Source organism: Rhodoferax sp. (genome assembly GCF_039922535.1).
Classification (GTDB): Bacteria; Pseudomonadota; Gammaproteobacteria; order Burkholderiales; family Burkholderiaceae_C; genus Rhodoferax_B.
Genome location: NZ_JBDTEM010000385.1, coordinates 1 through 11781, shown reverse-complemented (window position 1 = coordinate 11781; position 11781 = coordinate 1). Strand labels below are relative to the sequence as shown.

At 63.2% G+C, this 11781-nt stretch carries 13 protein-coding genes; 9 read left to right on the top strand and 4 right to left on the bottom strand.

From position 1 onward, the window contains the following. Both ABI213_RS18430 and ABI213_RS18425 read right to left on the bottom strand, forming a co-directional pair. The coding region (locus ABI213_RS18430) for an efflux RND transporter permease subunit (protein WP_348028153.1) at positions 1-581 on the bottom strand (581 nt) is incomplete at its 3' end. 7 nt (positions 582-588) lie between these two features. Further along, positions 589-1716, bottom strand: coding sequence for an efflux RND transporter periplasmic adaptor subunit (locus tag ABI213_RS18425; RefSeq protein WP_348006015.1), 1128 nt, complete (start codon positions 1714-1716; stop codon positions 589-591). Between the two features lie 242 nt (positions 1717-1958). Here ABI213_RS18425 and hpnC point away from each other — a divergent pair, with 242 nt between their 5' ends. From hpnC to hpnE, 3 genes are read left to right on the top strand one after another with little or no spacing between them, the layout of a single operon-like run. Beyond that, on the top strand, positions 1959-2828 hold the full coding sequence (gene hpnC / locus ABI213_RS18420; protein WP_348028151.1) for a squalene synthase HpnC: 870 nt from the start codon (positions 1959-1961) through the stop codon (positions 2826-2828). Positions 2829-2843: 15 nt separating this feature from the next. Beyond that, positions 2844-3683, top strand: a complete 840-nt coding sequence (gene hpnD, locus ABI213_RS18415; protein ID WP_348028149.1) for a presqualene diphosphate synthase HpnD — start codon at positions 2844-2846, stop codon at positions 3681-3683. Continuing rightward, entirely contained in the window at positions 3680-4945 is a 1266-nt protein-coding gene (hpnE, locus tag ABI213_RS18410; protein WP_348028147.1) for a hydroxysqualene dehydroxylase HpnE, read from the top strand. The genes hpnD and hpnE overlap by 4 nt, the downstream gene beginning before the upstream one ends. On the opposite strand, the gene ABI213_RS18405 is transcribed toward hpnE, so the two are convergent. Both ABI213_RS18405 and ABI213_RS18400 read right to left on the bottom strand, forming a co-directional pair. Further along, entirely contained in the window at positions 4908-5450 is a 543-nt protein-coding gene (locus ABI213_RS18405) for a PA2169 family four-helix-bundle protein (RefSeq protein WP_348028145.1), read from the bottom strand. The two genes, hpnE and ABI213_RS18405, sit on opposite strands and share 38 nt — an antisense overlap. A 213-nt stretch (positions 5451-5663) precedes the next feature. After that, the gene (locus ABI213_RS18400; RefSeq protein ID WP_348006012.1) at positions 5664-6359 is read right to left on the bottom strand and encodes an HAD-IA family hydrolase; all 696 of its coding nucleotides are present in this window, start codon (positions 6357-6359) and stop codon (positions 5664-5666) included. A gap of 20 nt (positions 6360-6379) precedes the next feature. Between ABI213_RS18400 and hemH the strand changes: the two genes are divergently transcribed. The 6 genes from hemH to ABI213_RS18370 all read left to right on the top strand — a co-directional run. Further along, positions 6380-7495: a ferrochelatase gene (gene hemH, locus ABI213_RS18395; RefSeq protein WP_348006013.1), complete on the top strand. Its 1116-nt coding sequence runs from the start codon at positions 6380-6382 to the stop codon at positions 7493-7495. 48 nt (positions 7496-7543) lie between these two features. Beyond that, positions 7544-8773 carry an NAD(P)/FAD-dependent oxidoreductase gene (locus tag ABI213_RS18390; RefSeq protein ID WP_348028143.1) on the top strand — a complete coding sequence of 410 codons (1230 nt, stop codon included), beginning with the start codon at positions 7544-7546 and terminating at the stop codon, positions 8771-8773. A 17-nt stretch (positions 8774-8790) separates the two neighbouring features. Next, entirely contained in the window at positions 8791-9675 is an 885-nt protein-coding gene (locus ABI213_RS18385) for a hypothetical protein (protein ID WP_348028141.1), read from the top strand. A gap of 111 nt (positions 9676-9786) precedes the next feature. Then, the gene (locus ABI213_RS18380; RefSeq protein ID WP_348028139.1) at positions 9787-10413 is read left to right on the top strand and encodes a pyridoxamine 5'-phosphate oxidase family protein; all 627 of its coding nucleotides are present in this window, start codon (positions 9787-9789) and stop codon (positions 10411-10413) included. 141 nt (positions 10414-10554) lie between these two features. Then, the gene (locus ABI213_RS18375) at positions 10555-11055 is read left to right on the top strand and encodes a GAF domain-containing protein (protein WP_348028137.1); all 501 of its coding nucleotides are present in this window, start codon (positions 10555-10557) and stop codon (positions 11053-11055) included. A gap of 49 nt (positions 11056-11104) precedes the next feature. After that, positions 11105-11781: PhnD/SsuA/transferrin family substrate-binding protein (locus ABI213_RS18370; protein WP_348028135.1), on the top strand; the 677-nt coding region annotated here is incomplete at its 3' end.

Below are 11781 nucleotides of genomic sequence, written 5' to 3'. Positions count from 1 at the left end.
TGCACGCCAAACAGCTCGACCTTGCCCACATCGGGCACGCGCAGCAGCTTCTGGCGCACATCGTCGGCAAATATCTTCAGCTCGGCATTGCTGAAGCCATCAGACTCCAGGGCGTAGATCACGCCGTACACGTCTCCAAAGTCGTCATTGAAAAACGGCCCTTGCACGCCCGGCGGCAGGGTGTAGGCCATGTCGCCGATCTTCTTGCGTACAACGTACCAGAGGTTGGCCACCTCACTGCCCTTGCTGTTGTCCTTGACCTGGAAAATGATCTGCGACTCGCCTGGCTTGGAGTAGCTGCGGATCTTGTCGGCACCCGGCACCTCTTGCAGGGTGCGCTCCAACTTGTCTGTGACCTGCTCGGCCACCTGTTGGGCGGTGGCCCCAGGCCAGAAGGTTTTGACCACCATGACGCGGAAGGTAAACGGTGGATCTTCGTCCTGGCCGAGCTGGAAATAGGCGGCAAAGCCCATCACCATCAACACCACCAGCAGATAGCGGGTCAGCGCGGGATGGTCCAGCGCCCATTTGGAAAGGTTAAAGCCCGGCTTGGGCTGGTCAGGGGTATGGGGTTGCGTCATCAAAAACTCACTGTGCAGCAGATGCGGACGCAGCCACGGGTGGCGCTACGTTTTCAGTAGCTGTCAGCACAGGTGCAGACTGCGATGGAGTCGGTTTTGGCTGGTAAATGGAGACTTTTTGTCCTTCGGCCAGCACATGCACACCTGCAGCCACTACCTGCATGCCGGGCCGCAAACCGCTGGCAATCACGGCATCGTTGCCGTCTGCCGTGGCCACCACCACCGGCTGGGACTTGACCGTCATCGTGGCCGGGTCTACCAGCCACACGGCCGTCTTGCCATCGGCCTCTCGCTTCAGCGCGCTGGTGGGCAGTTTGATGACCGGCGTACCTGCGCGGCTCAACGCCTGCGGCAGCACACTCACCGTGGTGCCCAAGGCAGGTGCCGTCTTTTCGTCAATCGCCACCTTTACCTGGAAAGTGCGCGTCACCGGGTCGGCACTGGCCGCCACCTCGCGCACTTTGCCTTCTAACGAAGTCTTGCTGGCCCACACACGCACCTCTACGGCCGAGCCCAAGGTGACTGCGCCCACCCGGTCTTCCGGCACCACAAACACCACGTCCCGCGCACCGTCGCGGGCCACCCGCACCACCGGCGTACCGGCTGCTACCACCTGGCCTGGCTCGGCCGCGATGGCGGTGACCACCCCGGCCACGTCCGACACCAGCCGGGTGTAGGTGGCCTGGTTGCCCTGCGACGAAAGTTGCGCCTGCGCCTGCTGCACCTGGGCCTGCGCCGACTTGAGTGCGCTGTCGCGCTGCTCCAGCTGGGCACCGCTGATGAAGTTCTGCTCTTTCAGCTCTTTGTAGCGCTTGTAGTCGGCACTGGCCAGGTCACGGTTGGTGGCCGCCGAGGCCAACTGCGCGCGGGCTGCGTCAGCGGCCAATTGGTAGTCTTTGGGGTCAAGCTGTGCCAGCACCTGGCCTACCTTGACGCGCTGGCCCAGCTCAGCCTGGCGCTGCATGATCTTGCCTGCCACCCGAAAGCCCAGTGCCGATTCGGTTTGTGGCCGGACTTCACCGGCAAATTCCAGGGTGGCCAGCATGCCGCTGGGGGCCACGGTCAAGACCTTGACGGCACGGATAGGCTCAGGCGCAGGCTCAGGCTTGGAACACGCTGCCAGCACGGCGACCATCCCAAGACAGCACACGCTGGCACGAAACAGGGGGCGCACGCTGGACGGCAACGAAAAATGGTATGACATAGCAAGCCTAAGAAAAGGGGGCTAGCGCAGTGTCCGTGTGGCGGACCAAAGACCCTTCACCGGGGCACTGCAAAAGTTGTAAAAGCGGCAAAGAATGGCGACAACCATTGTTACTGACTAACGGGTTAGTAATCTAGAAGAACGGGTAAAGCTTGTCAAGCGACAATCTGGGCGTGAATGCCCTACCCACCTTGAAACAAAATGCTACCCCACAAACGGTCAACCACTATGAAAATTTTCCGGTGGCATCGGTCTTGTGCCCGGCCCGCTTGCGCCCGCCCATCGCCGCCATCTATTGGTTTGCACGCACGGCGGACGACATCGCCGACGAGGGCACGGCCTCTGCCCAGCAGCGGCTGGACGACTTAGCCGTCTACCGCGCCGACCTGGCCGCAGCCGCCGTCCACCAGCCAACATCCACCCGCTGGCCCCAGGTCTTTGGCCCTTTGCAAGCGGCCATCGCGCAATGGAAGCTACCCCAGCCGCTGCTCGCGGATCTGCTCAGCGCCTTCACGCAGGATGTTGTCAAAACCCGGGATAAAACTGGCTATGCCGACCGCGCCGAGCTGCTGGACTACTGCCAGCGCTCCGCCGCCCCCGTGGGTCGCCTGCTGCTGCACCTGTATGGCGTGAAAAACGCACAGGCACTGCAGCAAAGCGATGCGATTTGTAATGCCTTGCAACTCATCAATTTTTGGCAAGATGTGAGCCTGGACCTGCCTCGGGGCCGGTTCTACCTGCCACAAGACCGCAGCCAACACCACGGCGTGGACCCAGCCGCACTGGACCAACAGCCCCAAAGTCCGGCCCTGACCCGCTTGATGGAAGAAAACGTCACCTGGGCCCGAGAACTCATGCACCGAGGCGCGCCCCTGGTGCACCGCGTGCCGGGCCGTGCGGGCTGGGAACTTCGCCTGGTGGTGCAAGGCGGCTTGCGCATTCTGGACAAGATCGAAGCCCTGGGCTTTGCCACCCGCCACACCCGGCCTACGTTGGGCAAAGCGGACATCCCCTTGATGCTCTGGCGCGCGCTATGGATGTAACAATCCTTCTCTAATATGACCCCCGAGCAATACGTCCAAAACAAAGCTGCGTCCTCCGGCAGCAGCGTCTACTACGCCTTTCTGTTTCTGCCCAAGCCCCGCCGGGCCGCGATTACCGCCTTCTACGCTTTCTGCCGCGAGGTGGACGACGTGGTGGACGAAACCCACGACGCGGGTGTCGCCCGCACCAAGCTAGCCTGGTGGCAAAGCGAGGTCGCCAACGCTTTTGCGGGCAACCCGACCCACCCGGTGATGAAAGCGCTGATGCCGCTGGCCGCCGATTACCACATCACGCAGCAGCACCTGCAGTCCATCATCGACGGCTGCCACATGGACCTGGAGCAAACCCGCTACCTCGACTTCCCCGGCCTGCAGCGCTACTGCCATTTGGTGGCGGGCGTGGTGGGCGAGGTATCGGCACAGATTTTTGGCCAGATAGACCCGGCCACCACCGCCTACGCCCACAAGCTCGGCCTGGCCTTCCAGCTCACCAACATCATCCGCGACGTGGGCGAAGACGCGCTGCTGGGCCGCATCTACCTGCCGGTCAACGAACTGCAGCAGTTCGACGTGAAGGCCCACGAAATCTTGAAGCGCACCTACTCCGACCGCTTTACCGCCCTGATGCGCTTCCAGGCCCAGCGCGCGCACAGCCTGTACGAAGAAGCCTTCGCCCTGCTCCCCGCCGCCGACCGCCGCACCCAAAAACCCGGCCTGATGATGGCCAGCATCTACCGTACCCTGCTGCGCGAAATCGAGGCCGACAACTTCCAGGTGCTGCACCAGCGCAACAGCCTCACGCCGCTGCGCAAGCTCTGGCTGGCTTGGCGCGTACAAGCATTGAATCGCTTATGAAGATAGCGGTGATCGGCGCAGGCTGGGCCGGTTTGGCCGCCGCCGTCACCGCCACCCAGGCAGGACACCATGCTACGGTTTTTGAAGCATCCCGTGCAGTTGGGGGGCGCGCCAGAGCCCTTTTTGATACAAATAATGTGGACGGCCTCGACAATGGCCAGCACATCCTCATTGGGGCGTACACCGACACGCTGCGGCTGATGCACACCGTCGGTATCGATCCCGAAAAATCCCTGTTGCGTCTGCCGCTGACCCTGCTGTTTCCTGACGGCCAAGGCTTGAGCCTACCGAATCTGCCCGCCCCGTTCGATGCCTTCGTCGGCATCCTCCAAGCCCGTGGCTGGGGCTGGCGTGACAAAGCGGCTTTGCTACGCACGGCGGTGGGTTGGCAACTGGCGCGCTTTCAGTGCAGCCCCCAACAATCTGTCACCGACCTATGCGCCAGGCTCACGCCGCGTGTGGTGAACGAACTGATCGAGCTCCTGTGCGTGGCCGCGCTGAACACACCCGCAGACCGCTCCAGCGGCCAGGTGTTTCTGCGGGTGATCCAGGACTCTTTGTTCGGCGCGCTGGGAGGTTCCAACTTGCTGCTGCCCCAGGTTGATCTGGGTGCCCTCTTCCCGGTTCCCGCGGTGCGCTGGCTGGAGCAGCACGGCGCGCGCGTCGTAATGGGCCACCGCGTGCAGACTATCCAGCCCCAGGGCCTGCAATGGAGCGTGGACGCAGACTGGTTCGACCACGTGTTGCTCGCCTGCCCCCCGTGGGAAGCCGCCCGGCTGGTGAAGCACAGCGGTGCCCAAGCAGATGCGTGGCTGGCGCAGGTCCGCACATTGGCATTCGAGTCCATCGCCACGGTGTACGCCACCAGCCACGCCCGCCTCGCCCAGCCCATGCTGTCGTTGCGGGGTGGACCGGCCCAGTTTGTCTTCGACCGGGGCCAGCTCGGCGGCCCGGCGGGCCTGCTGGCCTTTGTAGCCAGCGCCAGCCAGGGTGACCGGCAGGCGCTGGAAGCTGCGGTTCTGCTGCAAGGCCAGCAGCAACTGGGCTTGGACAACTTGAAGCCGTTGCGCACCGTGGTGGAAAAGCGCGCCACCTTTGCCTGTACCCCCGCATTGCAACGGCCCGCCCAACACATCGCATCCGGCCTGATGGCCTGTGGCGACTATGTGGACGGGCCGTATCCCGCGACGCTGGAGGGCGCGGTGCGCAGCGGGATTAGCAGTGTTAGCGCTGCTGCTTGTAGCCGTCGCGCAGCATCTTGATCGTGTCGTGGTTCTTTTGCACGCCTCGCATTTGCCGCGCCACGATGCCCTGAATCTCTAGCGGCAACGCTTCGCTGAGCGCCTTGCGATAGCGGCCCAAAGCGATGTCCTCGCCGCGCTCGCACTCTTCCAGCACGGCCAGGTCGGTATCACTGTCGCTGGTCAGCATGTCGCGCACGGCCACCCAACCGCGGTGCACCGTGCCACCTACGGTGCCGCTGTCTTCGGGTGTACCGCCCAGGCGCACCACCTCGCTGGCCAGTTCGGCAGCCGAACTGGCGCAATCGCGCATGCGCTCTTCAAACACGCTTTTCAGGTTCTGAGCGTTGGTGCGCGCTATGCAGGCCCTGAAACCATATTCACCGTCGTAACAGGTTTCGATCAGGTAATTCAAGGTAGAGACCACGTCGTCGTTGTGCATGGGCAGCTCGGCGGCGGTCGCCTGGACCCCCACGGGTGGTGCTTCGGCCAGTAGACCGGGGTTGAGTAATATTTCGCTGGTCATCACAATGTCCTTTAGAAGATGGAATGGAATCCGACGCGCCATGCGCGAATCGGCAGGTGGTTCCATCTTCCTGCGGGGAGCGTGGCTTGTACGTCAGCCAAGCCATGGGCTGTGTGTAGGAAAAAATGCCGTAGTCCTGGCGAAAAAAGCTATTTATTTGATAGCTACCTGCGCATATTCCAGCTGCACCAAAGGCACTTTTTATCTAAATTTTCATATCCCCAGCGCCTGGCACAGCGCCCCTAGCTCCACCACCTGCAGATGCGGCTGGATGGGATGGTTCCAGCTGTGGTCGGCGCGGTTGACCCATACCGACTGCATGCCCGCGGCCACTGCGCCCACCACATCCATCAGCGGGTCGTCACCCACGTGCAGCACCTGGTGCGGGTCCACCTGGGCAGCGCTGGCGGCGGCGTGGAAGATGCGCGGGTCGGGCTTGGCCACGCCAAATTCGCGGGCGCTCAGGGCGGCGTGGAACCAATGGCCGATGCCCACGCGGTGCACGTCGGCGTTGCCGTTGCTTAAAGCGACCAGCGGAAACCTGGCTGCCAGCCGGGCCAGCGCGGGTAGGGCATCGGGGTAAAAGTCCACGCGCTGGCGGGCGGCAAAAAAGGCCTCAAAAGCGGCTTCGGCCAGGGCCGGGTCGTCGCCCGCATGGCGCAGCGCCAGGCGGATGGATTCGCGGCGCAACGCGCTCAGGTCGTGCAGCAGATCGGGCCGCTCCAACTCCAGCTGCTCGCGCACTGCCCGCAGAGCCAGGGTACTGGGGTAGCGCGCCGCCGTGGCCGGGGCATGGTCGCTCAGCCACTGCAGCAGCGTGGCCTCGGCCCGCTCGATGGCGGGCCAGACGGGCCACAAGGTGTCGTCCAGGTCGAGGGATATGGCTTGGATGTGGGAAGTGTTCAGCATAGGTGGTTGAGAATACCGCCATGTCATTACTCGCATCGCCCTTCAAGCCAGAACCCCCTTTCAACCACGCCCAGACCGCCCGTACCGGCGTGCTGTACTGCAATCTGGGCACGCCCGACGCGGCCACGCCCACGGCAGTGCGACGCTACCTGGCGCAGTTCCTCAGCGACCACCGGGTTATCGAAATCCCCAAAGTCATCTGGAATGTGATCCTGCACGGCATTATTTTGCGCACCCGGCCCAAGCAGTCGGCGGCCAAATACGCCAGCATCTGGACCCCGCAGGGCTCGCCGCTGCGCACCGGCACGGAGCAGCAGGCCACGCTACTGCAAGGCTGGCTGGGCGAGCGCGGCCACCGGGTGCAGGTGGCGTACGCCATGCGCTACGGCAGCCCGTCCATCGCCGAACAGCTCGACAAGTTCAAGGCCCTGGGCGTGACGCGCGTGCTGATCGTGCCCGCCTACCCGCAGTACTCGGCCACCAGCACCGCCAGCGTGTTCGACGCGGTGTACGACTGGGCGGCCCACACCCGCAGCATCCCCGAGCTGCGCTTCATCAACCGCTACCATGATGACCCTGGCTACATCGCCGCCCTGGCCCGCCGTATCCGCAGCCACTGGCAGCAGCACGGCCGACCCGACAAAAGCTACCAATTGGTGATGAGCTTCCACGGCGTGCCCGCGCGCACCCTTCAGCTGGGCGACCCCTACCACTGCGAATGCCAAAAGACCGCCCGCCTGCTGGCCAACGCGCTGGACCTGACCAAAGAGCAGTACAAGCTCACCTTCCAATCCCGCCTGGGCCGTGCCAAATGGCTGGAGCCCTACACCGAGCCCAGCCTGATTGCCATGGCCAAAGCGGGCGTGAAGCGCGTCGATGTGGTCTGCCCCGGCTTCACCAGCGACTGCCTGGAAACCCTGGAAGAAATCGCCATGGAAGGCAAAGCCGCCTACCTGAACGCGGGCGGCAAAGAGTTCCACTACATCCCCTGCCTGAATGGTGAGGCCGACTGGATCACCGCCCTCAGCACCTTGGTGCAAACCCACCTGCAAGGCTGGCCGACGCAGGCGGTGCCGGATGCGCAGGCGCTGGCGGATACGCAGGCCCGCGCCAAGGCACTGGGAGCCCAACAATGATTTTGATAGCTACCACCGCCCGCTCCACCTGCGCCAGAGGCCGATTCAATGCATAAATTCGATGTCGTCGTGATCGGCGCAGGCGCCGCCGGTTTGTTCTGCGCCGGTATCGCCGGGCAACGCGGCTTGAAGGTTTTGGTCATCGACCACAGCGAGAAGGTGGCCGAGAAAATCCGCATCTCGGGCGGTGGCCGCGCCAACTTCACCAACAAGGATGTAACCCCCGCCAACTTCCTGAGTGACAACCCGCACTTCTGCCGCAGCGCCCTCAGCCGCTACACCCCCAAGGACTTCACCGCGCTGATGACGCGGCACGGAATCAGCTTCCACGAGAAGCACAAAGGCCAACTGTTTTGTGACCGCAGCGCCGAAGACCTCATCACCATGCTGCTGGCCGAATGCGCCACGGGCAACGTCACCCGCTGGCAACCCTGCAGCGTCAAAAATATAGCTTTTTCGGCCTCTGGCGCAGGCAGCTACACCATTGATAGCAGCCACGGGCAGATCAACACGCCCCAGATCGTGGTGGCCACCGGCGGCCTGTCCATCCCCAAGATCGGCGCGACCGACTTTGGTTATAGGCTCGCCCAGCAGTTTGGCCTGCGCATGGTCGCGCCCCGCCCGGCCCTGGTGCCGCTGACCTTCGACAACGAGGCCTGGGCGCCCTACGCCCACCTGTCGGGCCTGGCGCTGCCAGTGCAGATCGAAGTGGGGGCCAAAAAGACCAAAACCGCCTTTCTAGAAGACCTGCTGTTCACCCACCGCGGCCTGAGCGGCCCGGCGGTGCTGCAAATTTCCAGCTACTGGATTGAGGGCACGCCGATCCGCCTGAACCTGGCCCCCGAGGTGGATTTGCCCCCCGCCCTGGCCCGCGCCAAAGCCACGTCGCGCAAGCTGATTGCCAATGAACTGGCCCAACTCGTGCCCAGCCGCCTGGCCGACGCCTGGGCGGGCCAAGACCCCGCCTGGCAAAAACCCATTGGCGATGCCACCGACAAAGCCCTGGCCCAACTGGCCGAAAAACTCGCCCGCTGGGAGCTGACACCGAACGGGTCCGAAGGCTACAAAAAAGCCGAGGTGACCGCCGGGGGCGTGGACACGCGGGATGTGTCGTCACAAACCATGGAATCCAAGCAGCCGGGGCTGTATTTCATCGGCGAAGTGGTGGACGTGACGGGCTGGCTGGGGGGGTATAACTTCCAGTGGGCCTGGGCGAGCGGGTTTGCGTGTGGGCAGGCGCTCTCGCTTTCATCGCCTAGCCCGTATGCTCCCAATTAAGACAGCAGAAGCTAACCATGCAAAGTGGAGAAAGTTTCAACCTCTCCCGGATAGTGATAGTCGAATCACTGGAGTCCCATGAGGCCAAGACAGGACAATACATCGCCAGCCTGATCGATACATCGGACAGCGCTCGCCTTTTGGGACTCACTGTCGAGTACCACACATGCGAGCATGCCCACGACTTCACCCAATACCTAACCTCACTGACAATAGACGTCCGCGCAACAGGCCGAATCCCACTTTTGCACGTTGAATGCCACGGTGATAAGACTGATGGACTGGAGTTCGCGAACGGCAGTGTCCTGTCATGGTCCAACCTGTCCAATCAACTTGTGGACCTGAACAAAGCTACTCGGTTTAACTTAGTAGCGGTGTTTTCTGCATGCTATGGGGGACATTTTCTGTCCCAGCTAGAAAGCGTCGATCCAGCCCCTTGCTACGCGATGATTGCACCTACAGACGTAGTCAACCCCTCCGAGATATATGCTTGCTTTAGAACCTTCTATGCAACCTTATTCGAAAGTAATGATGCTGGAGTGGCGGTCGACGCAATTATGCGAATGCGTCTGGGAGAGGGGGAATGGTTCGCGCAGTTGGCAGAATTTTGGTACGAACAAGTCATCGTCGGGTACGTCGAAACACACTGCACAAATGCAGAAATGAAGGTCCGTGCTTTACGCATGCTGCGTAGGCTTATTTCCGAAGGTAAAAGCGCTAACCTTGGTAAGCTCAAACGAGGTTTAGTGCAAGCCAATCGCAGTGCCCTTCTCGGTAAGTTCTTTGACCGCTACTTTATGACAGTCGCTATTCCAGAAAACCTTCATCGATTTCGTGCGGTCCGTTCCCGAATAGAAAGCCGCATTTCACAGTTGCGCGAAACAGGTAGATATGGAATTTGAGAAACAGGCGACTGAGCGGAAGCCATGCATGTAAATCGTGACCTGCCGCCTGATCTTGGAGTAAGCAGGCCAGCTTTCGCCACAGACAACCACCGTCCGCGACACACCACCATGACCCCACCCGCCCCCCACACCATCACCGACCTGGCATCCCTGGAATCCCTGTTCGGCGCGCCGGGCGAGGCATCGATCCGCAAGGAAGTGCCCTATCTGCACCCGGTCTACCGGCAGTGGATAGAGGCTTCCCCGTTTGCGGTGCTGGCCACCCATGGGCCGGACGGCTTGGACGCATCCCCCCGGGGCGACCCGGCTCCGCTGGTGACGGTGCAAGACGCACACACCCTGTTGCTGCCGGAGCGGCGGGGCAATAACCGCATCGACAGCCTGCGCAACATCCTGTCCGACCCCCGTGTGGCGCTGCTGTTCCTCGTACCCGGCACCGGCGAGACGTTGCGAGTGAACGGGCGGGCCCGGATCTCGGTCGATCCCGAGCTGCTGGCCCGCCTGGCCATGGACGGCGTCCCACCCAAATGCGTGGTCGAAATCCAGGTGGAAACGGTGTACTTTCAGTGCGGCAAGGCACTGCAGCGCTCCAAACTGTGGGAGCCACGCGACCCTGCGCAGGCCACGCCGGTGCCCAGTGCAGGCGCGATGCTGGCAGCCCTGACACAGAACGGCATCGACGGTGCGGCTTACGACCGCGCGCTGCCCGATCGCCAACGCAGCACTTTGTACTAAGCGCGTGCTGAGAACGTGTTTAAGCCGCCGTTGGTAAGGCACCGGCAAACCGCCTGCGCCGCCGATACACTCCAGCCCTTGGGCCGATTTTCGGCTTTGTGACCACCCTACCCACCCACCTTACCCTCCATAGGCCCCGCCATGCAGACCCGCTCCGACGGCTTGCGCACCCGCGAACATTTTGAGACATTCGTCCAGACGCTGGAGTCCTCGGGCCCCCGGGATGCGCTGGCCTACATCCTGTCGCTGTCAGACTACCGGTTCATCGGCATCTTCCGTTTCCAGGATGGCAAGGCCACTGCGGCGATCCACTACGACCGGAAAAACCCCTCGGTCACCCGCTCCGACGAAGTGCCCGACACGGCCACCTATTGCTGCTTTGTGCGCAACGGCCAGGGCGTCTTCACGACGGCGAACGCGCTGGAGGATGCACGGTTGGACCACCACGTGGCACGCAGCGCCGTGCAGGCCTATTGCGGCGTGCCCATCCTGGACCCCGATGGACAGTTGTTGGGCACCTTGTGCCATTACGATGCCGTGCCCCGCAACCCCGAAACGCTGGACCTGGAGCTTTTGCTGCAGGTCGCCAGCCGCCTGCAGCAAGGCGGGCACGTTCCGCCGTACCCGCGGGCTGTAGGCTGACGCCCGCCGTCAAATCAGGCGCTAGCGCAGACCCTTTGCTCTGGACGCCATGATCGCCTCCCTCCCTATGTACGTGTCCCACCCGGCGGGCAATGGCGCGCTGTGGCAGGCGATTTCCCAGCGCCTGCAGCAAGCCGGTGTGGCGGGCGTACCGGCAGAACTCACCGAGCCGCCCAACGCCGACCTCACCGCCCACTGGCTGCGGCCCGACCTGCTGCTCAGCCAGTGCTGCGGCTACCAGATGGTGGACGCGCTACAGGGCCGGGTGCAACTGGTCGGCGCCTTCCGCTACACGGTGGCGGGCTGCGACGGCATCCATTACAGCAGCCACCTGGTGTGCCGCGCCGCCGACCCGGCCAGCACCTTGGCCGACTTTCGCCACCGGGTGGCCGCCTACAACTCCACCGATTCGCAGTCGGGCTACCGCAGTCTGCGCGACAGGGTGGCTCCGCTGGCGGTGGGCGGGCAGTTCTTTGCGCGAGCGATTCCTTCCGGCGCGCACATCGCCTCGCTGGCCCTGGTGCGCGGCGGGCAGGCGGACATTGCGGCCATCGACTGCATCAGCTACGCGCAGTTCCAGCGCTACCAGCCCGAGGTGCTGGACGGCATCCGCATCCTGGGCCGCACGGCCAGCGCGCCCGGCACGGCGCTGGTCACCGCGCTGGGCACCCCGCCCGCGCTGCTGGCCTTGCTGCGCGAAAGCCTGCACCAGGCCATGGCCGACCC